Here is a 21,474-nt window from a genome sequence, read left to right as displayed (position 1 = left end):
GGCAAAGGCTTAAAAGCGCCGTTCGCCGGAAAAGAAAAACCCCGGCCTGGGCCGGGGTTTGTCATCACTCGTCGAGGAAGGAGCGCAGATGCTCGCTTCGCGTCGGATGGCGCAGCTTGCGCAGCGCCTTGGCTTCAATCTGACGGATCCGTTCACGGGTCACGTCGAACTGTTTGCCGACCTCTTCGAGGGTGTGATCGGTGTTCATGTCGATACCGAAACGCATGCGCAGCACCTTGGCTTCGCGAGCGGTCAGACCGGAGAGCACGTCACGGGTCGCTTCCTTGAGGCTTTCGACCGTGGCCACATCGATTGGCGACTGCATGGTCGAGTCCTCGATGAAGTCACCCAGGTGCGAATCTTCGTCGTCACCGATCGGGGTTTCCATGGAGATCGGCTCTTTGGCGATCTTCAATACCTTGCGGATCTTGTCCTCAGGCATTTCCATGCGTTCACCCAGCTCTTCCGGGGTCGGTTCGCGACCCATTTCCTGCAACATCTGCCGGGAAATGCGGTTGAGCTTGTTGATCGTCTCGATCATGTGCACCGGAATACGGATGGTGCGGGCCTGGTCAGCGATCGAACGGGTGATCGCCTGGCGAATCCACCAGGTGGCATAGGTCGAGAACTTGTAACCACGACGGTATTCGAACTTGTCCACCGCCTTCATCAGGCCGATGTTGCCTTCCTGGATCAGGTCGAGGAATTGCAGGCCGCGGTTGGTGTACTTCTTGGCGATCGAGATAACCAGACGCAGGTTGGCCTCGACCATTTCCTTCTTGGCACGACGAGCCTTGGCTTCACCGATCGACATGCGACGGTTGATGTCCTTGATCTCGGCGATGGTCAGGCCGGTTTCGTTTTCGAGATCGATCAGCTTCTGCTGGCAAGCAACGATAGCGTCGTTCTTCTCGCCCAGCGCTGCAGCCCACTTGGTGCTGCGCTTGGAAAGATCGCCGCTCCAGGTCTGGTCGGTTTCGTTGCTCGGGAACAGGCGCAGGAAGTCGGCGCGTGGCATGCGTGCGTCACGGACGCACAGCTGCATGATGGCGCGTTCTTGCTGACGCAGGCGATCCAAGGCACTGCGAACGCGCTCAACCAGGGCTTCGAACTGCTTGGGCACCAGCTTGATCGGCATGAACAGCTCAGCCAGGTCGAGCATCGCCTTGATGCTGTCCTTGTGGCTGCGGCCGTTCTTCTTCAGTACCTTGAGGGTAGCGTTCAGTTGTTCCTGAACGGCACCAAAGCGCTGCTGTGCAATGACCGGGTCGGGACCGCTTTCGGTCTCTTCCTCTTCCTCGTCACCTTCCTTCTCTTCGTCTTCGTCGTCAGCTTCGGCCTTGGCCGGTGCTTTCGGGTCGACTGGCGGCGGCACTTCGGCTGGCGGCGCAATGCCGTCGTCCGGGTCGATGTAGCCGCTGAGAACGTCGGACAGGCGGCCACCTTCGGTGGTGACGCGATCGTACTCGGAGAGGATGTGATCGACAGTACCCGGGAAGTGGGCGATAGCACCCATGACTTCACGGATACCTTCTTCGATCCGCTTGGCGATTTCGATTTCGCCTTCGCGGGTCAGAAGCTCGACGGTACCCATTTCACGCATGTACATGCGCACCGGGTCAGTCGTGCGACCAATATCGGTTTCCACAGCCGCCAACGCTGCGGCGGCTTCTTCAGCTGCGGCTTCGTCGGTGTCGGCTTCGGCCAACAAAAGGGCATCCGCATCCGGAGCACTCTCGAATACGTTGATCCCCATGTCGTTGATCATGCGGATGATGTCTTCCACCTGCTCCGGATCTGAAATATCCTCTGGCAGGTGGTCGTTGACCTCCGCGTAAGTCAGGTAGCCCTGCTCACGACCGCGGGTGATCAACTCTTTGATGCGAGACTGCTGTTGCGCTTTTCCGGACATAACACCCTATCCACTGAAGGTCTTGGCGGGCAAAAAACAAGCCAAGGATTATACCCGAGCTAGGACCTCACGCGCCAGTTGAGGTCGGGGTTTGTGCGGGAACATTCCGGCTTAACAGGTCACGCAGCTGATTTTTTTCCTCTGCGCTCAAGTCACTTTGACGTGCTTTCCTGAGCAGATGTTCCAGGCTGCGCTCGCGTTGGCGAGCGGACAAGCTAGTTATAGTGTCGAAAAACTGTTGTTCAAGGTTGTCGGCATCGATCAGCCATTCCTTCTCTGCCAAAGCCCTGAGCAGGCGGCCTTGTTCGGTGCCGTGCCAGCGGGCGATCAACTGTAGTGAGCGTAGTTCAGGATTTTTCTGCAGCGCCTCCAGCAGGGCCACCAGCAGCTGGGCGTAGACGTGTTCTTCGGCCGCCAATTGGCTGGCATCCTCGACCTTTTTCGCCAGCTGCGGGTGATGCAGCAGGGTGCGCAGGGCGCTCAAGGTCGGCGGTTCTACCGAGGTCGGTACCCGTGGCGGCGGATCCTGGCGCTGGCCATTGCGCTCCCAGGGTTTGCCCTTCTTGTCCCAGGGCTTGCCGTCCCATTTTTTCTTGCCACCCTTGTTCGGCGTCCACTGCTGTTGCGCTGGCACGTAGTCGGGCTGATGAAAATCGCCGTAATCCGGCGTGTAGTCGGGAATGGCGTCGTAATCGATGCCCGGGTCGTAACTGGGTGGTGCTTCTGCCGGCGCACTGTGCGCCAGTTGTTCGACCTGCTGGTTGTCCAGCCCGGTGATTTCCTTGAGGCGATTGCGCATCAGTGCACGCAGGTTGGCCCCGGGCACTTTTTCGATCAACGGTGCAGCGAGGGTGGCCATGTGCGCCTTGCCCTCGAGCGAGCGCGGGTCGGCTTCCTCGGTCAACTGCTGGAAAAAGTAATCGGCCAGCGGCTGTGCATGCTGGTTTATGCGGGCGCGGAAGGCGTCAGTGCCTTCGGCGCGTACCAGGGTGTCCGGGTCTTCGCCTTCGGGTAAAAACAGAAAGCGCGCCTTGCGTCCATCCTGCAGGCTCGAAAGCGTTGCTTCCAGGGCGCGCCAGGCAGCATTACGGCCGGCCTGGTCGCCGTCGAAACAGAACAGCACGTTCGGCACCACGCGAAACAGGCGCTTGAGGTGTTCTTCGCTGGTGGCCGTGCCCAGGGTGGCCACCGCATTGCGCAAGCCTTGCTGCGCGAGGGCGATGACGTCCATGTAGCCTTCGACCACGATGATCTCATCGAGGTTGCGGTTGAACTTGCGCGCCTCGTAAAGCCCGTACAGCTCCTGGCCCTTGTGGAACACCGGGGTTTCCGGGGAGTTCAGGTACTTGGGCTTGTCGTCGCCCAGCACCCGGCCGCCGAAGGCAATGACCCGGCCACGGCTGTCGCGAATCGGGAACATCACCCGGTCACGGAAGCGGTCGTAGCGCTTGCCGGACTCGGCGTTCTCGACCAGCAGGCCGGCATCGATCATGGCCTTTTGCTGCAAGGTATCGCTGCTCAGGTGCTTGAACAGGTTGTCCCAGCCTGGCGGAGCAAAGCCCAAGCCGAAATCGCGGGCGATCTCACCGGACAGGCCGCGGCCCTTGAGGTAGTCGACGGCCGATTTGCGTGTCGGGTGGCTGCGCAGCGCCTGGCGATAAAAGTCGGCGGCGGCTTCAAGCAGCGGGTACAGGGGTGAATCGACCGGTTGCCGGGGTTTGTGGCTGCGCCCGCTTTCTTCGCGGGGGACCTCCATGCCGGCGGCCTTGGCCAGTTCCTCGACGGCCTGGGGGAAATCCAGGTTGTCGTGGTCCATGATAAAGCCAAGGGCGTTGCCGCCCGCGCCGCAGCCAAAGCAGTAATAGAACTGTTTGTCGGGGCTGACGCTGAAGGACGGGGTTTTTTCCTTGTGGAACGGGCAGCAGGCCGTGAGGTTCTTGCCAGCTTTTTTCAGCTGCACACGCGAACTCACCACATCGACGATGTCGGTACGGTTAAGCAGATCGTCGATAAAACTCTGGGGAATCAGCCCGGCCATGGCACTCTCATCATCAGGCGATAAGCAAGTGTAATCGCTAATGCGGCGGGAACGGCTGCGCGTTCGAGCGATGTCGAATGGCGTAACACAAAATACGGAAAGACGTGCTCGTCTGCAGCCGGTGAAGGCTCGTCAGGAAGGACGTGCACAGCTGGCGTTGAGGCCAGTTCTGACGATTCAGGCAGGTTGTCCATGCTGCAGGGCAGCAGGACGCCTTGGGCCCGAAGGCCAAAGGATCAAGCAACGACTGCCGGCAGCCCGGCTTTGGGCCGGGCGAGGCAGAAGCTTGCGACGGACGACTGTATTAGTACAGGCGAACGGCGCGGCGCTGTTCGCGCTGAACTTTCTTGGCGTGACGTTTAACAGCGGCTGCTGCTTTGCGCTTACGCTCAGAAGTCGGCTTCTCGTAAAATTCGCGGCTACGAACTTCAGCCAGAACACCGGCTTTTTCGCAGGAGCGCTTGAAACGACGCAGAGCTACGTCGAAGGGTTCATTCTCTTTAACTTTGACGGCTGGCATCCAGAGCTACCTTCATTCATTACCGGGGTCAACGAACTCGTGGCAAAAATGTGCGCTGGAGAACGTCGGTTTTTAAGGGTTGCGGATGTTAACCCTTAGCCGACCGGAATGCAAAGCCTCTGATCGAAAACCGCTGGTCGGCGTCGGGAGTGGGGACTATCATGCGCGCCTTCGAATTCAGCCTCAACAAGGCACGGACCCATGCTAGTACTGGGATTGGAAACATCCTGCGACGAAACCGGCGTCGCATTATACGACAGTGAGCGCGGCCTTTTGGCCGATGCATTGTTCAGTCAGATCGACCTGCACCGCGTTTATGGCGGGGTAGTGCCGGAGCTGGCCTCGCGTGATCACGTCAAGCGCATGCTGCCGTTGATCCGCCAGGTGCTGGCCGAAGCCGACTGCGTCGCCACCGAGATCGATGCCATCGCCTATACCGCAGGCCCTGGCCTGGTCGGCGCTCTGCTGGTGGGCGCTTCCTGTGCCCAGGCCCTGGCTTTTGCCTGGGGCATTCCGGCATTGGGCGTACACCACATGGAAGGCCATCTGCTCGCGCCGATGCTCGAAGAGCAGCCGCCGGAGTTCCCGTTCGTCGCCTTGCTAGTGTCGGGCGGGCATACCCAGTTGGTGCGGGTCGATGGTATCGGCCGTTACGAACTGCTCGGCGAGACCCTCGATGACGCCGCTGGCGAAGCTTTCGACAAGACCGCCAAGCTGATGGGCCTGAACTACCCGGGTGGCCCGGAGATCGCCCGCCTGGCGATCCAGGGCGTGCCTGGGCGCTTCGTGTTCCCGCGGCCGATGACCGATCGCCCCGGTCTTGATTTCAGCTTCAGTGGTTTGAAAACCTTCGCCCTCAACACCTGGCAGCGCTGCCAGAGTGCTGGAGACGACGGCGAACAAACTCGTTGCGACGTGTCGCTGGCCTTCCAGCAGGCGGTGGTGGAGACTTTGACCATCAAGTGCAAGCGTGCGCTGAAGCAGACCGGCCTCAAGCGCCTGGTGATCGCTGGCGGCGTCAGTGCCAACAAGGCTTTGCGCGCTTCGCTGGAAGACATGCTGGCCGGCATCAAGGGCAATGTGTACTACGCCCGGCCGCAGTTTTGCACCGATAACGGCGCAATGATTGCCTATGCCGGCTGCCAGCGTCTGGCTGCCGGGCAGCAGGAAAGCCTGGCGATCAGCGTGCAGGCCCGCTGGCCGATGGAGCAGCTGGCGCCGCTGTGAAGCTGAGCGTTGCTCATGCAGTGGATTCAGAAATGCCGTTCGCGTCCGGCGAAAAGGTCGCGTAGATTGCCGCGGTGGCGCCAGACGATCAGCACTGTCAGCACGCTGATCGGCAAAAGCGCTTCCGGTTCGCGCCAGGCTAGTAACGGCAAGGTCAGGGGCGTTGCCACCAGGGCCGCCAGCGAGCTGGTGCGGGTCAGGAGGAAGGTCAGCAGCCACGCGCTGATGGCCAGCAAGGCGGCTGGCGGGTAGAGCCCCAGCAGCATGCCGGCAGCGGTGGCGACGCCTTTGCCGCCGCGAAAGCGGAAGTACACCGGGAACAGATGGCCAATCACTGCGCACACGCCGATCCAGGCCTGTTGTTGCAGGTCGAGGCCAGCAAGATTGGCGATCAGCACGGGCACCAGGCCCTTGCACAAGTCGCCAAGCAGGGTCAGGACCGCCAGTTTGCGGCCGGCCAGGCGTAGCATGTTGGTTGCACCGGCATTGCCTGAACCGCTCATGCGCGGGTCCGGGCTGCCATTGAGGCGGCTGAGGACGATGGCAAAGGACAGAGAGCCGAGCAGGTAGGCGCACAGCGCCAGTAACCAAAACATGCTAACCATTCCGGGCGAGGACGCCCTGATTCTAACGGCGCAACGCGCCCTTGTCGTGCTGTGGAGAGAAGTGCTTGGACAGAGTGTTCATCGAGGGGCTGGAAGTCGATACCGTGATCGGCGCCTATGACTGGGAGCGCGGAATTCGCCAGTGCCTGCGTCTGGACCTGAGTTTTGCCTGGGACAATCGCCCCGCAGCAGCCGGTGACGACCTGACCAAGGCCCTGGACTACGCCAGCGTCTCGGCGCGCATCCAGGCATTTGCCGAGCAGTCCGAATTCCAGTTGGTAGAGACCTTCGCCGAGCGTCTGGCGGCGGTGCTGATGAGCGAGTTCCAGATCCCCTGGTTACGCCTGAAGCTGACCAAGCCAGGCGCGGTACCTGCCGCCAGTGGGGTGGGCGTGGAGATTGAGCGCGGATGTCTCTGAACAGGGTTTACCTCGGGCTGGGCAGTAATATCGAGCGCGAACGGCATCTGACTGCCGGGCTCGACGCCTTGGCCGGGATGCTTGCGGGCATGCGTTGCTCGGCAGTGTTCGAGAGTCAGGCGGTGGGGATCAAGAGCGGGCCGTTCTTCAATCTGGTGGTCACCGGCCTGACCGAGCTGCCACTGATGGAGCTGGACCGCCGGCTCAAGTTCATCGAGGCCGACAATGGCCGCTATGCCCCCGAGCGCAAGGGCCTGCCGCTGGATATCGATGTGCTGATGTACAACGACCTGCATGGCAGCTTTGACGGGCTGGTGTTGCCGCGGGCGGAGATCCTCAGGAACGCATTTGTGTTGTGGCCGCTGGCGTTGATTGCGCCTGAGCTGATGCATCCGGGCGCCGGGAAAACCATGGGCCAGCTGTGGGTCGAGGCGCAGATCGAGCAAGTGCTCGCGCCGGTGCCCTTCGAGTGGCGTGGGCAGCAGCTAACCAGGTTTTGACCCCATCGCTGGCAAGCCAGCTCCCACAAGGTCCGGTGTAGGCAGGCCCTGTGGGAGCTGGCTTGCCAGCGATGAAGGCGACACGCATTACGGCTTGGCGCCGTCCTTGTACGCCTTCAACGCCTTCAGCCGCTCGCCCTTGAGCGCCTCGCCCAGCGCCTGCCCGGCCAGGCCCCTCTGCACCAGTGGCTGCACCTGCACCGCTCGCGCCGCCGCTGCCGCGCCGCGCAGATAGTCCGCCTGTGGATATTCACGTTGCTCCAGCCCTTTGCGGCCCCGGGCGTCCATCTCGCACGCAGCGATGAATTCCTCGAATCGCTGTGGCCGACGGTACACATCGAAGCTTTGCAGCAATTCCAGCAAGGTCGAGGCCCGCAGCTCCAGCGCCCGATGACAGTGTGTGTGGTACTCACCCACCAGCAAAGCCAGCTCCTGGCACTCGCGGGGGGCCTTGAAGCGCTGGTTCACCGCCTTGATCAATTTCAGCCCGCGTTGCTCGTGAGCGATGTGTCGCGGCCATTCCTCTTCCGGGGTAAGGCCCTTGCCCAGGTCATGCAGCAAACAGGCCCAGCGCACGCTCAGGGGCTGTTGGTGCAGGGCGGCTTGTTCGAGCACTGAGAGGGTGTGGATACCGCTGTCGATTTCCGGGTGATGAGCCTCAGGCTGCGGCACACCGAACAGCGCATCGAGTTCAGGCATCAGCTGCTTGAGGGCGCCGCAATCGCGCAGCACCTGGATGAACACCTGGGGTTGATCTTCCATCAGTGCCCGGGCGATTTCCTTCCAGCTGCGCTCGGCGGTCAGGGCCTGCAGCTCGCCTGATTCGCTGAGTTCGCGCATCAGCTCAATGGTTTCCGGGGCCACGGTGAACCCCAAGCCGGCATACCGCGCAGCAAAGCGGGCAACGCGCAGCACGCGCAATGGATCTTCGGCGAACGCCGGGGATACATGACGCAAGATGCGGGCTTCTAGATCCCTTTTGCCGTTATACGGATCGCAGACATTGCCCTGGTCATCTTCGGCCATGGCATTGATGGTCAGGTCGCGACGGATCAGGTCTTCTTCAAGGGTGACCTCGGGGCTGGCGTGAAAAGTGAAGCCGCCATAGCCGCGCCCGCTCTTGCGCTCGGTGCGCGCCAGGGCGTATTCCTCGCCGCTTTTGGGGTGCAGGAACACCGGGAAATCCGCCCCTACCGGGCGATAACCCAAGTTTTGCATTTGTTCCGCCGTGGCGCCGACCACTACCCAGTCGATATCACTGACCGGCCTGCCGAGCAGACGGTCGCGTACCGCGCCGCCGACTTTGTAGATCTGCATGTAGAACCTCCGTTGATGCCACAGGATAACCTGTCTGGCAGCAACGGAGGGCGTGCTAGAGGTGCACTACAGCCAGGTCCAGGCGACCATAGTCCGCTTCGCCGTGCTCGCCTCTGGGCGGCACGTGGTGGGTTTTCATCACCTGGTCGCCCTGCAGGGTTTCCAGGTGGATATCAAAGCCCCAGAGGCGGTGCAGGTGCTTGAGAACTTCTTCGGTGGAGTCGCCCAGGGGTTTGCGGTCGTGTTGTTGGTGACGCAGGGTCAGGGAGCGGTCGCCACGGCGGTCGATGCTCCAGATCTGCACGTTGGGTTCGCGGTTGCCGAGGTTGTACTGGGCGGCCAGGGTCTCGCGGATGATCCGGTAGCCACTTTCGTCATGGATGGCTGGCACCAACAGGTCCTCGCGCTGGTCGTCATCGAGGATGCTGAACAGCTTGAGGTCGCGGATCACCGTGGGTGACAGGTACTGGAGAATGAAGCTTTCATCCTTGAAGCTGCTCATGGCGAACTTGATGGTCGACAGCCAGTCGCTGCCGGCGATGTCGGGGAACCAGCGGCGGTCCTCTTCGGTAGGGTGTTCGCACATGCGGCGGATGTCGCGGTACATGGCGAAACCCAGGGCGTAGGGGTTGATGCCACTGTAGTAGGGGCTGTCGAAGCCGGGCTGGAACACCACGCTGGTGTGTGACTGCAGGAACTCCATCATGAAGCCTTCGGTGACCAGGCCTTCATCGTACAGGTCGTTCATCAGGGTGTAGTGCCAGAAGGTCGCCCAGCCTTCGTTCATCACCTGAGTCTGGCGCTGCGGGTAGAAGTACTGGGCGATCTTGCGCACGATGCGCACGATTTCACGCTGCCAGGGCTCGAGCAATGGCGCGTGTTTCTCGATGAAGTAGAGGATGTTCTCCTGGGGTTCGGCCGGGAAGCGTGCGTTGTCGCGATCGCTATTCTTGTCGGCACCCTTGGGAATAGTGCGCCACAGGTCGTTGATCTGTTTCTGCAGGTGTTCTTCGCGCTCCTTCTGCCGGCGCCGCTCTTCTTCGGCAGAGATAGGGTAGGGCCGCTTGTAGCGGTCAACGCCGTAGTTCATCAGGGCGTGGCAGGAGTCGAGCAGGTCTTCCACGGCATCGATGCCGTGGCGCTCTTCACACTGGGTGATGTACTGCTTGGCGAACACCAGGTAATCGATGATCGAACTGGCGTCGGTCCAGGTGCGGAACAGGTAGTTGCCCTTGAAGAAGCTGTTGTGCCCGTAGCAGGCATGGGCGACCACCAGCGCCTGCATGCAGATGGTGTTTTCTTCCATCAGGTAGGCGATGCAGGGGTCGGAATTGATCACGATTTCGTAGGCCAGGCCCATCTGACCGCGGCTATAAGACTTTTCAGTGCTGAGGAAGTGCTTGCCGTAGGACCAGTGGTGATAGCCCAGGGGCATGCCGACGGAGGCGTAGGCGTCCATCATCTGCTCGGCGGTGATCACCTCGATCTGGTTGGGGTAGGTGTCCAGGGCATAGCGCTCGGCCAGGCGGCTGATTTCCCGGTCATAGGCCTGGATCAGTTCGAATGTCCATTCGGACCCGGTAGAAATGGGATGGCGCTTCTGCTCTCTAGCGGTCATGTCACTAACCTGCGCTGGAAGAGTTCACGGAAGACCGGATAGATATCGCCGGCCGACACCAGCTGCTGCTGGGCGAACGTATCGGCATAGGCTTCGCCGATACGCTCATACTCGTACCACAATGCCTGATGTTCGCGAGGGGTGATCTCAACGTAAGTGTAATACTGGACGAACGGCATGATCTGATTGGTGAGGATCTCGCGGCAGATCGGCGAATCGTCGTTCCAGTTGTCACCGTCCGAGGCCTGGGCCGCGTAGATGTTCCATTCATTGGCCGGGTAGCGTTCAGCCATGATCTCTTGCATCAGCTTCAGGGCGCTGGAGACGATGGTGCCGCCGGTTTCCCGGGAATAGAAAAACTCCTCTTCGTCCACTTCGCGGGCGCTGGTGTGGTGGCGGATGAACACCACTTCGATCTTGTCGTAGTTTCGCTTGAGAAACAGGTACAGGAGGATGAAGAAGCGCTTTGCAATGTCCTTGGTGGCCTGGGTCATGGAACCGGAAACGTCCATCAGGCAGAACATCACCGCCTTGGAGCTGGGGTTGGGTTGCTTGACCAGCAGGTTGTACTTGAGGTCGAAGGTGTCGAGGAACGGCACGCGATGGATGCGCGCACTCAGTCGCTCTATTTCTGCTTCAATTTCCTGAATATCGCCGAAGTTGTCTGGTTCTTCTCGTTTGAGTCGCGCCAGTTCCTCCTGGGCTTCGCGTAGCTTTGCCCGGCTGCTGCCGGACAGGGCGATGCGCCGGGCATGGGCCGAACGCAGGGTGCGGATAATGTTGATGCGCGACGGGTTGCCTTCGTTGCTGATACCGGCGCGCACGGTTTTGAAGGTGTCGGTGCCGGTCAGGTGCCGTTTGACCAGGTTGGGCAGTTCGAGGTCTTCGAACATGAACTCGAGAAATTCTTCCTGGGTGATCTGGAAGACGAACTCGTCCATGCCTTCGCCTGAGTTGCCGGCCTTGCCACGGCCACCGCCACCCCCGCCCCCTTGCGGACGGGCGATACGCTCGCCAGCAGTGAACTCCTTGTTGCCTGGGTGCACAACCGTTTGCTTGCCGCCACGGCCATGGTGCAACACCGGCTCGTCGATGTCGCGACCGGGAATGCTGATCTGCTCGCCATGCTCCATGTCGGTGATGGAGCGCCGGCTCACTGCCTCCTCGACGGCCTTCTTGATGTGGTCACGGTAACGCCGCAAAAAGCGCTGGCGGTTGACCGTGCTCTTGTTCTTGCCGTTCAGGCGTCGGTCGATCACATAGCTCATAGGCCCCTCCGGGAGTAGGCGGTAGCTGCAAGCTGTAAGCTTCAAGCTTCAAGTTGGATCACCGCTGTCCCCGCAAGCACGGCACGCATTCGACATACGTGCGCGGCTTGCAGCTGACAGCTTGCCGCTTGCCGCTTATTGCGATTTCCTGACCCGCAGGTACCATTCCGAGAGCAGCCGAACTTGCTTGTCTGTGTAGCCGCGTTCCACCATTCGGGTGACGAAGTCGTTGTGTTTCTGTTGATCCTCTTTGCTGGCCTTGGCGTTGAAGCTGATGACCGGCAACAGGTCTTCGGTGTTGGAGAACATTTTCTTCTCGATCACCACCCGCAGTTTTTCGTAGCTGAGCCAGGTCGGGTTCTTGCCGTTGTTGTTGGCCCGGGCGCGCAACACGAAGTTGACGATCTCGTTGCGGAAATCCTTCGGATTGCTGATGCCGGCCGGCTTCTCGATCTTCTCCAGCTCTTCGTTGAGGGCGATGCGGTTAAGGATCTCGCCAGTTTCCGGGTCGCGGTACTCCTGGTCCTGGATCCAGAAGTCGGCATACAGCACGTAGCGGTCGAAGATGTTCTGCCCGTATTCGCTGTAGGACTCCAGGTAAGCGGTCTGGATTTCCTTGCCGATGAACTCGATGTAGCGTGGTGCCAGGTATTCCTTCAGATAGCGCAGGTAGCGTTCACGCACTTCGGCCGGGAATTGTTCCTGTTCGATCTGTTGTTCCAGTACATACAGCAGGTGTACCGGGTTGGCGGCAATCTCATGGGGGTCGAAGTTGAACACCTTGGAGAGGATCTTGAAGGCAAAGCGGGTCGACAGGCCGTTCATGCCTTCGTCCACCCCGGCCGCGTCGCGGTACTCCTGGATCGACTTGGCCTTGGGATCGGTATCCTTGAGGTTTTCGCCGTCATACACGCGCATTTTTGAGTAAATGTTCGAGTTTTCCGGTTCTTTGAGCCGCGACAGCACGGTGAACTGCGCCAGCATCTTCAGGGTGTCGGGGGCGCAATGGGCTTTGGCCAGCGAGCTGTTGAACAGCAGCTTGTCGTAGATCTTGATTTCGTCGCTGACCCGCAGGCAGTACGGCACCTTGACGATGTAGATCCGGTCGATGAAGGCCTCGTTGTTCTTGTTGTTGCGGAAGCTGTGCCATTCCGATTCGTTGGAGTGGGCCAGCAGGATCCCGGAGTAGGGGATCGCACCGAGGCCTTCGGTGCTGTTGTAGTTACCTTCCTGGGTGGCCGTCAGCAACGGGTGCAGGACCTTGATCGGAGCCTTGAACATCTCGACGAATTCCATCAGGCCCTGGTTGGCCCGGCACAATGCGCCCGAGTAGCTGTAGGCGTCGGCGTCGTTCTGTGGGTATTCCTCCAGTTTGCGGATATCGACCTTACCCACCAGAGCGGAAATATCCTGGTTGTTCTCGTCACCCGGTTCGGTCTTGGCCACGGCGATCTGGTTGAGGATCGACGGGTAGAGTTTGACTACCTTGAACTGGCTGATGTCGCCCCCGAATTCGGCCAGTCGCTTGGTCGCCCAGGGCGACATGATGGTGTTCAGGTAGCGCCGCGGGATGCCGAAGTCTTCTTCGAGAATGGCGCCGTCTTCGGTAGCGTTGAACAGCCCCAGGGGCGACTCGAATACCGGCGAGCCCTTGATGGCATAGAAGGGCACCTTCTCCATCAGTTGTTTGAGCTTTTCGGCCAGGGAAGACTTGCCGCCACCTACCGGGCCGAGCAGATAGAGGATTTGTTTCTTCTCTTCCAGGCCCTGGGCGGCATGGCGGAAATAGGACACGATCTGGTCGATGCATTCTTCCATGCCATGGAAGTCTTCAAAGGCCGGATAGCGGCGGATCACCTTGTTGGAGAAGATGCGCGACAGCCTTGAGTTGTTCGAGGTGTCGACCAGTTCTGGCTCACCGATGGCCATCAACAGGCGTTCGGCCGCCGACGCGTAAGCGCTGCGATCGCTTTTGCAGAGCTCAAGGTACTCTTGCAGCGAAAGTTCTTCCTGACGGGTGGACTCGAAACGTTGTTGGAAGTGGCTAAAAATACTCATGACGTCACCTCGCTCGATACGTGGAGCCGACGCCGGATCAGTCAGCTGATGCTGGCATGCAATCGGCACTGCCAATTGCTGTATACCCCCCAGAACACCTAGAACTCGCTACCGATGACCCGCACGCCGGTGTACCGGCTCTCCCCTTTTTGGATGGCCTGGGCTTAAGGATAGTTCGTAATCGGGGAGGTCAAGGCCGCTTGTACATGAAGTTCGCCATGACCGTTCGTCTGGTCAGGCGCGAGCCCGCACAGGACGCGGGCTGCGGGAGGTGAAAAAAATTATTCGGCAGTGCCCTGGGCGGTTTCCGTCGGGTAGGTGCCACGCCACAGCTCGAAGCCGCCGTCGAGGCTGTAGACGTCGGAAAAGCCCTGGCTGATCAGATAAGCGGCAGCGCTCTGGCTGGAGTTGCCGTGATAGCAGACCACCACGGTTGGCGCATCGAGATCGGCGGCGCGAATGAAATCCGCTACCGAATGGTTGTCCAGATGTTGCGCGCCAGTGATGTGGCCGGCGGCAAAGGCTTGCGGGTCGCGAATATCGACCACGACCGCACCTTGCTCGCGCAGCGCCTGGGCCTGCTCGGGAGGGATGCGTTTGAATTCGCTCATGGGTACGGTTTCCTTCAGGACTGGTCGTTCATTCTAGCCGGTTGTGCGGACGCAGGCTGCGCGCGCGGGGTGCCTTGGTCGGAACATTCGCAGCGATGGAATGCGCCGGTATCGACGTTGTACAGGGTCATCGCGCCGCCCCAGACGCAGCCGGTGTCCAGGGCAATGACCCCGGGCTCCTTGCAGCGGCCTTCAAGCGCCGCCCAGTGGCCGAAGATGATCTTCACATGCCGAGAGCGACGGCCCTTGTGGGCGAACCAGGGCTTGTAGCCAGGCGGGGCGGTATCGGCGCCTTCCTTGCCCTTGAGGTCGAGCTTGCCTTCGCTGGTGCAAAAGCGCATGCGGGTGAAGTAATTGGTGATAACCCGCAAGCGGGTGACGCCGCTGAGGTCCTTGCTCCACTTGTTCGGCTCGTTGCCGTACATGCCGTCGAGGTAGGGCTTTAAACGGTTGTCGTCGCGCAGCACTTCCTCCACTTCGCTTGCCAGCTCCAGGGCCTTGCCCAGGGTCCACTGCGGCGGGATGCCGGCGTGCACCAGCACTGCGCCGCGCTGCTCGTCGTAGTGCAGCAGCTTTTGCCGGCGCAGCCAGTCGAGCAGTTCACCGGCATCCGGGGCATCGAGGATTTCGCGCAGGGTGTCGCTTTTTTTCAAGCGCTCGATGTTGTGCCAGGCGGCCAGCAGGTGCAGGTCATGGTTGCCCAGTACGCACACCAGCGATTCGCGGATGGAATAAAGGAAGCGCAGGGTTTCCAGTGACTCCGGGCCGCGGTTGACCAGGTCACCGACCAGCCACAGGCGATCGACCTTCGGGTTGAAGGCAACCCGCTCGAGCAGGCACTTGAGTGGCTGCAGGCAGCCTTGCAGATCGCCGACTGCGTATACCGCCATCAGTGCAGGGCTCCAGGGACGGCGAGGCGGAACGGCGCGATGATGGCGTCGAAGCGCTTGCCGTCTTCAGCGAACATCTGGTAGCTGCCCTGCATGGTGCCGACCGTGGTGCTGATCACCGCGCCGCTGCTGTAGGTGTGGCTTTCGCCAGGTTCGATCAGCGGTTGCTGGCCGATAACGCCCGCGCCCTTGACCTCTTCGACATGGCCATCACCGTTGGTGATCAACCAGTGCCGCGACATCAGCTTGGCGGGCACAGTGCCGTTGTTCTTCACCGTGATGGTATAGGCGAAGGCGAAACGTTCGTTTTCGGGGTCGGATTGTTCTTTGAGAAAGCGGGTCACGACGCTGACGTCGATCTGGTAACGGGGATCAGACATGCAAGGGGCCTTGGCAACAGACGCGGATACGGCGATGGCGTCAGTCTAGGCTATCGGCGGGGTAGCCGGCCAGTCATGCGGGCATGACTGGCCATTGGCGCACGTTACGCGGCGCCTTGTTGCTCGGCCAGCTTGTCGGCCAGGCGCACGAAGGCGGCCAGGTCGAGTTGCTCCGGACGCAGGCTGCCATCGACGCCGGCAGCCTCGATGGCGTCGCTGCTGAGCAGGGCCTTGAGAGTGTTGCGCAGGGTCTTGCGGCGCTGGTTGAAGGCTTCGCGGACAATGCGCTCTAGCAGGCGATGGTCCTTGGCCGGGAACGGCAGGGTTTCGTGCGGTACCAGACGCACGATCGCCGAATCGACCTTGGGCGGCGGATTGAACGCGCCCGGGCCGACGTTGAACAGGTGTTCGACCCGGCAGTGGTACTGCACCATGATCGACAGGCGGCCCCAGTCACCCCCACCAGGGCCTGCGGCCAGGCGCTCGACCACTTCTTTCTGCAGCATGAAGTGCATGTCGCGGATCAGTTCGGCGTTGGCCAGCAAGTGGAAGATCAGCGGCGTGGAGATGTTGTACGGCAGGTTGCCGACCACGCGCAGGCTGTTCGGCGCCGCACCCAGGCTGGTGAAGTCGAACTTCAGCGCATCGCCCTGGTGCAGGCGGAAGTTGTCGCGGTTAGCGAACTGCTGGTTGAGGATCGGTACCAGGTCCTTGTCCAGCTCGACCACGTCCAGCTGTGCGCCGCTCGCCAGCAGGCCGGAAGTCAGGGCGCCCTGACCCGGGCCGATTTCCAGCATGCGCTCGCCGGCCTTGGCGTGGATCGAGCGCAGGATGCGGTCGATGACGCCGGCGTCGTGCAGGAAGTTCTGGCCAAAGCGCTTGCGCGCCTTGTGTTGGTATTGCTCGGTCATTTTCGGGTCTCGGCCATCTGGTAGGCGGTTTCCAGGGCGACCTGCAGGCTGCCGGTGTCGATCTTGCCGCTGCCAGCCAGGTCCAGGGCAGTGCCATGGTCGACCGAGGTGCGGATGATCGGCAGGCCCAGGGTCACATTGACCGCAGCGCCGAAGCCTTTGTACTTGAGCACGGGCAGGCCCTGGTCGTGGTACATCGCCAGCACTGCGTCGCAGTGCTCCAGATATTTGGGGGTAAACAGGGTGTCGGCGGGCAACGGGCCGCGAAGGTCCATGCCCTCGCTGCGCAGGCGCGCCAATGTCGGTTCGATGGTGTCTATTTCTTCATGGCCCAGGTGGCCACCTTCGCCGGCATGCGGATTGAGGCCGCAAACCAGGATGCGCGGGTTGGCAATGCCGAACTTGTGTTGCAGGTCGGCATGCAGGATCCGCGTGACACGCTCCAGGCGTTCGCTGGTGATGGCGTCGGCAACGTCACGCAGGGGCAGGTGAGTCGTCACCAGGGCCACGCGCAGGCCGCGGGTTGCCAGCATCATCACCACTTGCGCGGTACTGGTCAGGTCGGCGAGGAATTCGGTATGCCCAGAGAAGGCGATACCGCTTTCGTTGATCACGCCCTTGTGCACGGGGGCGGTGATCATCCCGGCGAAATGCCCGTCCAGGCAGCCTTGCCCGGCGCGGGTCAGGGTTTCCAGCACGAACCCGGCGTTGGCCTTGTCCAGCTGGCCTGCTACCACCGGGTTTTGCAGCGGCGTATCCCAGACATACAGGCTGCCCGCGGGGGCGGGCTGGTCGGGAAGGGCGTCGAGGCGAACCGGCAGCAGGCTGACGGCCACGCCCAGCTGCGCGGCCCGCTCGGCGAGCAGGTCACGGCTGGTAATGGCAATCAGGGGGTGCGGCTGGGCTTGCGTGGCGAGCAGCAGGCACAGGTCGGGGCCTATGCCGGCCGGCTCGCCGGGTGTGAGGGCGAAGCGCTGAGGTTTCACTGCGCGGCCTGATCGGCGCCAGGAAGCTTGATTTCGACGTAGGCTTCGTCACGGATCTGACGCAGCCAGGTCTGCAGCTCTTCATCGTACTTGCGGTTACGCAGCACGTTCATGGCTTGTTGCTCGCGGGCTTGCTCGGTGCTGTCGGTGGCACGCCGGCCCAGCACTTCGAGGACATGCCAGCCGTACTGGGTCTTGAACGGCTTGGTCACCTGGCCTTGTTGGGCGTTGGCCATTTCTTCGCGGAACTCCGGCACCAGGGCGCTTGGATCGATCCAGTTGAGATCGCCGCCATTGAGTGCCGAGCCAGGGTCTTCGGAGAAGCTCTTGGCCAGCGTGGCGAAGTCCTCACCGTTCTGGATACGGTCATAGAGCCGTTGGGCCAGCTCCTGGGTCGCCGCTTCGCTGCGAATCTCGCTCGGCTTGATCAGGATGTGACGGACATGCACTTCGTCACGTAGGGTGGCTCCGCCGCCGCCACGTTTTTCCTGCATCTTGATGATGATGAAACCGGTAGGGATACGAAGCGGCTGAGTGACGTCGCCGACGTTCAGGCTGCTGAGCAACTTGGCGAAGTCAGGCGGTAGCTGACCGGCTTTACGCCAGCCCATTTCACCGCCTTCCAGGGCGTTTTCGCTGGCGGAGTTGGCAATTGCCATCTGGCCGAAGTCGGCGCCGCTCTTCAGGCGCGTGTACACCTCGCCGGCCTTCTGGGCCGCCGCCTGGATCTGCGCCGAGTTGGCGCTTTCCGGCGTCGGGATCAGGATGTTGGCCAGTCGCCATTCTTCCGACAGTTGCATCTGGCCCTGCTCCGAAGCGAGGAAGTTCTTCACTTCCTGCTCCGAGACCTGAATGCGCTCGGCAACCCGGCGCTGACGTACGCGGCTGATGATCATCTCGCGCCGAACCTGCTCGCGGGCATCTTCGTACGACAGGCCATCATGAGCCAGGGCCGCGCGGAACTGCTCCAGGTTCATGCCGTTGCGCTGGGCAATGGTGCCGATGGCCTGGTTCAGCTCTTCGTCGGTGATACGGATACCGGAACGGTCACCGATCTGCAGTTGCAGGTTTTCGACGATCAGGCGCTCGAGCACCTGCTGATCCAGGACTCCGGCGGGTGGCACTTGGCCGCCACGCTTGGCGATGGTCTGCTGGACCTCACGCACGCGGCTGTCCAGCTGGCTTTTCATCACCACGTCGTTATCGACGATGGCCACAACGCTGTCCAGGGGTTGCACGGCGGCATGCGCCGTGCCGGTCAGCAATACCGCGCCCAGCAACAGCGGGCGCAGACAATCAGTAAGCTTGGTCTTCACGAGTACGATAACCTTGAATGCCTTCGTCGAGGAAAGACTCGACCTTATTGCCCACTACGCCGCCGAGGCCTTTCAGCACAATCTGCAGGAAGACGCCGTGGTCGCCTTTTTCGTTTTGCGGTGCATCCTGGCTGAACTCGTCGTAGTCAACCCAGTAACGGTTGATCAGGCGCAGTTTCCAGCAGCAGTTGTCGTATTCGAAACCACCGAAGGCTTCCAGGGTGCGGTTACGGTTGTAGTCATGTTGCCAGCGAGCGATCGCGGACCACTGTGGGACGATCGGCCACATGACCGAGAAGTCATGTTGCTGGATCTTGTAGTAGTCCTTGACGTAGTTCGGATCGCCTGGAGCGCCGTAGTCTCCACCGCCAACAGACCATTTGCCGGTAGCGTTGTCGTAGCGGACCATGTCATTGCGATAGCGGTAGCCAAGGTTGATAACCTTGTTCACGTTATCTTCAGGCTGGTAGTGGAACATCGCGCTACCCGAGCGAGTACTGCGGCTGTCCGGATCCCAGTTGAAGTCCGAATTGAAGCGCCAGTCGCGGTTGAAACGGTATTCATACTCCAAAGCATATGGCGACACATTTGCTTGTGCGTCATCGCGAGTACGCCAGTCGATACCCGGCAACTGAACCTTACGGTCTTTGAAGTAGAGTGCTTGGCCAATGCTGAAACGTTGACGCTCAAAGCCGTTTTCTTCAATCCAACGGTTAGTGATACCAAGCGACAGTTTGTTTTCGTCACCTACACGATCAGTGCCGCTGAAGCGGTTATCGCGGAACAACGACGAGTAGTTGAATGTGCTCTCACCGGAATCAAAGACCGGTATGTCGAGCTGGTCGCGGTAAGGGACGTACAAGTAGAACAGGCGTGGTTCAAGAGTCTGGGTGTAGTTCTTGCCGAACCATTGGGTTTTACGGTCGAAGAACAGGCCACTGTCCACACTGAAAATCGGAACGTTGCGGCTCTGGTTTCGAGAGTACTCACCGTATAGGAAATCGGGGCCGCCTGCATTTGCTGCGGCTACACCGTTTGCAATGTCCTGTTTACCTTTATTGTCCAGGTCCAGGTCGTAGCGGGTGTACATGTACTTGATCGATGGCTTCAGGAAGCCGTAGGTCCAGTCCAGTGGCAGGCTGACTTCAGGGGCCAGATTGATTCGATCACCAGTAGCTCGGGCGAGGGCGTAGACGTTGTTGTCATACCGCGGCGCGGGAATGCCCTTATCGTCGACGTAGTTGCCGCTGCGCAAGTCGCGATCGAACCGTACGAACTCGGTGTTGTAGGCAAAATCGAGGCCGCCTGGGTGATAAGGAAGCATGCCATTGAAGGTGAGCTGCGGCAGGCGGTCATACGGAGTAATCTGGGTAATGGTCGCCAGCTTGAAGGCCTGCATATTCAACCGGGCAGTGTAGTCATCTCCACGGTAGGTCAGCGCACCTTGCTGGTTGATATAGTCTTTGCTTTCGACACCGATCTGGTCCGACTCCAGGTCTTGGAAGTAGTACGGATCGCTGATATCGGTATAGTCGACTTCGGTCATCAGGCGTTGATCAAGGCCGCCCTTGTGCTGCCAGTTGATCATCCAGCGCTGGTCTTTGTAGTCGGATTGCAGCTTGCGCTCATCGTCCTTGTCATTCAGGTAAGCACCACCGAACTGCCCTTCACTGGACTTGGTCAGGTAGCGGAACTCGCCTTCCATCAACATGCCGCGCTTGGCCATGTAGCGTGGATACAAGGTGGCGTCGTAGTTTGGCGCCAGGTTGAAGTAGTACGGCGTGACCAGCATGAAGCCGGTGTCGCTGCTGGTGCTGAACGACGGCGGCAGGAAGCCGGACTGGCGACGGTCATCGATCGGGAAGTAGATATAAGGTGTGTAGAACACCGGTACATCCTTGACCCGCAGGGTGACGTTGGTCGCGGTACCGAAGCCGGTGGCCGGGTTCAGGGTAATGTTGTTGCCCTTGAGCTGCCAGGCGTTGCTGTTCGGCTCACAGGTGGTGTAGGTACCATCCTTGAGGCGGATGATGGCGTTCTCGGCACGCTTGGCGTACAGCGCGCTACCGCGGATACGTGACTTGTGCATCACGTATTCGGCGTTGTCGACCTTGGCTTCACCGGTGTCCAGCTGGATGTCGGCGTGATCGCCCACGACCAGCGAGCCGTTGTCGCGAATCTTCACGTTGCCGCTCAGCTCGCCACGGTTCTCGGCCTGGTACAGGTTGGCTTCGTCGGCCTCGACCTGCATGCTGCCCTGGCGCATGACCACGTCACCGGCGAGGGTGGCGATCTGCTGCTCCTGCTGGTAGCGCGAGACCTTGGCGCCGATAAAGGTCGGCGATTCGTCTTTGGGTGTGGTGTCGTCCATGCCCGGACGCGTCGGCTCGATGTAGGCGCCGGCGCAATAAGGCCCGGTTTCGGCGAGCTGGGCCGGGGTCAGCTGGTCGCGCGGCACCCAGTCCAGGTGGCTGGCGTCGGGGCTGCGGGACTTCAGCACGCGGCCTTTGGCTTCGGTGACCAGCACCGGGCCTTGACCCTGCACCTGGGCAACCTCGCCGGTATCGGCTGGCGTTTCACCGGACGAGGGGGCAGCGGCACCGACATGCACCGGGCGTGGCGGCAGTGCGGCGGCTGGGGTTTTGGGCTTGCAGTCCCAGCCTCCGGCAGCAGACACTTGGCAGTCGAACTGCTCTGCGGCAACCACGTATGGGGTGGCCAGAGGTTGCATCGCCAGCAAACCGCCGGTGACTAGCAACGGGAATTTTTTACGAAACGCGGGGGATTTCAATGCCATCTTATTAGTCCGGGCTTCCTGCGTGCCATCTGCCCGCGTGTGGGGCCGCACGCCTCTCGATGGTCTGAAAAAGATGCTGGATAATAAAGCATGACCCGCTT

The 21,474-nt window shown here is 60.8% G+C and carries 18 protein-coding genes; 3 read left to right on the top strand and 15 right to left on the bottom strand.

Going from position 1 to position 21,474, the window contains the following annotated elements; genetic code table 11:
• Positions 1 to 64 precede the first annotated feature (64 nt).
• The 3 genes from rpoD to rpsU form a co-directional block, all read right to left on the bottom strand.
• On the bottom strand, positions 65 to 1,912 hold the full coding sequence (gene rpoD, locus LOY45_RS24385) for an RNA polymerase sigma factor RpoD (RefSeq protein ID WP_115085020.1): 1,848 nt from the start codon (positions 1,910 to 1,912) through the stop codon (positions 65 to 67).
• A gap of 67 nt (positions 1,913 to 1,979) precedes the next feature.
• Complete coding sequence (gene dnaG, locus LOY45_RS24380; protein WP_258578487.1) at positions 1,980 to 3,950, bottom strand: DNA primase; 1,971 nt, start codon at positions 3,948 to 3,950, stop codon at positions 1,980 to 1,982.
• Positions 3,951 to 4,254: 304 nt separating this feature from the next.
• A complete protein-coding gene (rpsU, locus tag LOY45_RS24375; RefSeq protein ID WP_002551877.1) occupies positions 4,255 to 4,470 on the bottom strand; it encodes a 30S ribosomal protein S21 in 216 nt (71 codons plus the stop codon).
• Positions 4,471 to 4,671: 201 nt separating this feature from the next.
• Here rpsU and tsaD point away from each other — a divergent pair, with 201 nt between their 5' ends.
• Positions 4,672 to 5,697 carry a tRNA (adenosine(37)-N6)-threonylcarbamoyltransferase complex transferase subunit TsaD gene (tsaD, locus tag LOY45_RS24370; protein WP_258578486.1) on the top strand — a complete coding sequence of 342 codons (1,026 nt, stop codon included), beginning with the start codon at positions 4,672 to 4,674 and terminating at the stop codon, positions 5,695 to 5,697.
• Between the two features lie 26 nt (positions 5,698 to 5,723).
• On the opposite strand, the gene plsY is transcribed toward tsaD, so the two are convergent.
• The gene (gene plsY, locus LOY45_RS24365) at positions 5,724 to 6,293 is read right to left on the bottom strand and encodes a glycerol-3-phosphate 1-O-acyltransferase PlsY (RefSeq protein WP_166675631.1); all 570 of its coding nucleotides are present in this window, start codon (positions 6,291 to 6,293) and stop codon (positions 5,724 to 5,726) included.
• Between the two features lie 74 nt (positions 6,294 to 6,367).
• Between plsY and folB the strand changes: the two genes are divergently transcribed.
• Together folB and folK are read left to right on the top strand one after the other, a co-directional pair.
• A complete protein-coding gene (folB, locus tag LOY45_RS24360) occupies positions 6,368 to 6,721 on the top strand; it encodes a dihydroneopterin aldolase (RefSeq protein WP_115085024.1) in 354 nt (117 codons plus the stop codon).
• The gene (gene folK, locus LOY45_RS24355; protein WP_115085025.1) at positions 6,712 to 7,221 is read left to right on the top strand and encodes a 2-amino-4-hydroxy-6-hydroxymethyldihydropteridine diphosphokinase; all 510 of its coding nucleotides are present in this window, start codon (positions 6,712 to 6,714) and stop codon (positions 7,219 to 7,221) included. The genes folB and folK overlap by 10 nt, the downstream gene beginning before the upstream one ends.
• An 87-nt stretch (positions 7,222 to 7,308) precedes the next feature.
• On the opposite strand, the gene LOY45_RS24350 is transcribed toward folK, so the two are convergent.
• From LOY45_RS24350 to LOY45_RS24300, 11 genes are all read right to left on the bottom strand, one after another.
• Positions 7,309 to 8,538, bottom strand: coding sequence for a multifunctional CCA addition/repair protein (locus tag LOY45_RS24350; protein WP_134061268.1), 1,230 nt, complete (start codon positions 8,536 to 8,538; stop codon positions 7,309 to 7,311).
• A 55-nt stretch (positions 8,539 to 8,593) separates the two neighbouring features.
• Entirely contained in the window at positions 8,594 to 10,156 is a 1,563-nt protein-coding gene (locus tag LOY45_RS24345) for a SpoVR family protein (protein WP_038998436.1), read from the bottom strand.
• The gene (locus LOY45_RS24340; RefSeq protein ID WP_115085027.1) at positions 10,153 to 11,424 is read right to left on the bottom strand and encodes a YeaH/YhbH family protein; all 1,272 of its coding nucleotides are present in this window, start codon (positions 11,422 to 11,424) and stop codon (positions 10,153 to 10,155) included. The genes LOY45_RS24345 and LOY45_RS24340 overlap by 4 nt, the downstream gene beginning before the upstream one ends.
• Before the next feature lie 135 nt (positions 11,425 to 11,559).
• Positions 11,560 to 13,482 carry a PrkA family serine protein kinase gene (locus tag LOY45_RS24335; RefSeq protein ID WP_028942155.1) on the bottom strand — a complete coding sequence of 641 codons (1,923 nt, stop codon included), beginning with the start codon at positions 13,480 to 13,482 and terminating at the stop codon, positions 11,560 to 11,562.
• A gap of 281 nt (positions 13,483 to 13,763) precedes the next feature.
• The gene (gene glpE, locus LOY45_RS24330) at positions 13,764 to 14,093 is read right to left on the bottom strand and encodes a thiosulfate sulfurtransferase GlpE (protein WP_115085028.1); all 330 of its coding nucleotides are present in this window, start codon (positions 14,091 to 14,093) and stop codon (positions 13,764 to 13,766) included.
• A gap of 14 nt (positions 14,094 to 14,107) precedes the next feature.
• The gene (locus LOY45_RS24325) at positions 14,108 to 14,983 is read right to left on the bottom strand and encodes a symmetrical bis(5'-nucleosyl)-tetraphosphatase (RefSeq protein WP_258578485.1); all 876 of its coding nucleotides are present in this window, start codon (positions 14,981 to 14,983) and stop codon (positions 14,108 to 14,110) included.
• The gene (gene apaG, locus LOY45_RS24320; RefSeq protein ID WP_258578484.1) at positions 14,983 to 15,363 is read right to left on the bottom strand and encodes a Co2+/Mg2+ efflux protein ApaG; all 381 of its coding nucleotides are present in this window, start codon (positions 15,361 to 15,363) and stop codon (positions 14,983 to 14,985) included. Before apaG ends, LOY45_RS24325 begins: the two co-directional genes overlap by 1 nt.
• 104 nt (positions 15,364 to 15,467) lie before the next feature.
• Positions 15,468 to 16,274, bottom strand: a complete 807-nt coding sequence (gene rsmA, locus LOY45_RS24315; RefSeq protein WP_115085031.1) for a 16S rRNA (adenine(1518)-N(6)/adenine(1519)-N(6))-dimethyltransferase RsmA — start codon at positions 16,272 to 16,274, stop codon at positions 15,468 to 15,470.
• The gene (gene pdxA / locus LOY45_RS24310) at positions 16,271 to 17,260 is read right to left on the bottom strand and encodes a 4-hydroxythreonine-4-phosphate dehydrogenase PdxA (RefSeq protein WP_258578483.1); all 990 of its coding nucleotides are present in this window, start codon (positions 17,258 to 17,260) and stop codon (positions 16,271 to 16,273) included. Before pdxA ends, rsmA begins: the two co-directional genes overlap by 4 nt.
• Positions 17,257 to 18,576 carry a peptidylprolyl isomerase SurA gene (gene surA, locus LOY45_RS24305; RefSeq protein ID WP_258578482.1) on the bottom strand — a complete coding sequence of 440 codons (1,320 nt, stop codon included), beginning with the start codon at positions 18,574 to 18,576 and terminating at the stop codon, positions 17,257 to 17,259. Before surA ends, pdxA begins: the two co-directional genes overlap by 4 nt.
• Positions 18,557 to 21,373: an LPS-assembly protein LptD gene (locus tag LOY45_RS24300; protein WP_258578481.1), complete on the bottom strand. Its 2,817-nt coding sequence runs from the start codon at positions 21,371 to 21,373 to the stop codon at positions 18,557 to 18,559. Before LOY45_RS24300 ends, surA begins: the two co-directional genes overlap by 20 nt.
• Positions 21,374 to 21,474 lie beyond the last annotated feature (101 nt).

Origin of the sequence: Pseudomonas wadenswilerensis (genome assembly GCF_024749185.1) — a bacterium.
Lineage (GTDB): Bacteria > Pseudomonadota > Gammaproteobacteria > Pseudomonadales > Pseudomonadaceae > Aquipseudomonas > Aquipseudomonas wadenswilerensis.
This window is presented reverse-complemented; position numbering and strand designations above follow the sequence as displayed.

What these genes read in the sequence shown, in the direction of transcription:
- tsaD (WP_258578486.1), top strand. Translation starts at nt 4,672, where the DNA reads ATGCTAGTACTGGGATTGGAAACATCCTGCGACGAAACCGGCGTCGCA.
- LOY45_RS24340 (WP_115085027.1), bottom strand. Translation starts at nt 11,424, where the DNA reads ATGAGCTATGTGATCGACCGACGCCTGAACGGCAAGAACAAGAGCACG.
- rsmA (WP_115085031.1), bottom strand. Translation starts at nt 16,274, where the DNA reads ATGACCGAGCAATACCAACACAAGGCGCGCAAGCGCTTTGGCCAGAAC.
- LOY45_RS24325 (WP_258578485.1), bottom strand. Translation starts at nt 14,983, where the DNA reads ATGGCGGTATACGCAGTCGGCGATCTGCAAGGCTGCCTGCAGCCACTC.
- LOY45_RS24345 (WP_038998436.1), bottom strand. Translation starts at nt 10,156, where the DNA reads ATGACCGCTAGAGAGCAGAAGCGCCATCCCATTTCTACCGGGTCCGAA.
- rpoD (WP_115085020.1), bottom strand. Translation starts at nt 1,912, where the DNA reads ATGTCCGGAAAAGCGCAACAGCAGTCTCGCATCAAAGAGTTGATCACC.
- plsY (WP_166675631.1), bottom strand. Translation starts at nt 6,293, where the DNA reads ATGTTTTGGTTACTGGCGCTGTGCGCCTACCTGCTCGGCTCTCTGTCC.
- dnaG (WP_258578487.1), bottom strand. Translation starts at nt 3,950, where the DNA reads ATGGCCGGGCTGATTCCCCAGAGTTTTATCGACGATCTGCTTAACCGT.
- apaG (WP_258578484.1), bottom strand. Translation starts at nt 15,363, where the DNA reads ATGTCTGATCCCCGTTACCAGATCGACGTCAGCGTCGTGACCCGCTTT.
- LOY45_RS24350 (WP_134061268.1), bottom strand. Translation starts at nt 8,538, where the DNA reads ATGCAGATCTACAAAGTCGGCGGCGCGGTACGCGACCGTCTGCTCGGC.
- folK (WP_115085025.1), top strand. Translation starts at nt 6,712, where the DNA reads ATGTCTCTGAACAGGGTTTACCTCGGGCTGGGCAGTAATATCGAGCGC.
- LOY45_RS24335 (WP_028942155.1), bottom strand. Translation starts at nt 13,482, where the DNA reads ATGAGTATTTTTAGCCACTTCCAACAACGTTTCGAGTCCACCCGTCAG.
- rpsU (WP_002551877.1), bottom strand. Translation starts at nt 4,470, where the DNA reads ATGCCAGCCGTCAAAGTTAAAGAGAATGAACCCTTCGACGTAGCTCTG.
- LOY45_RS24300 (WP_258578481.1), bottom strand. Translation starts at nt 21,373, where the DNA reads ATGGCATTGAAATCCCCCGCGTTTCGTAAAAAATTCCCGTTGCTAGTC.
- glpE (WP_115085028.1), bottom strand. Translation starts at nt 14,093, where the DNA reads ATGAGCGAATTCAAACGCATCCCTCCCGAGCAGGCCCAGGCGCTGCGC.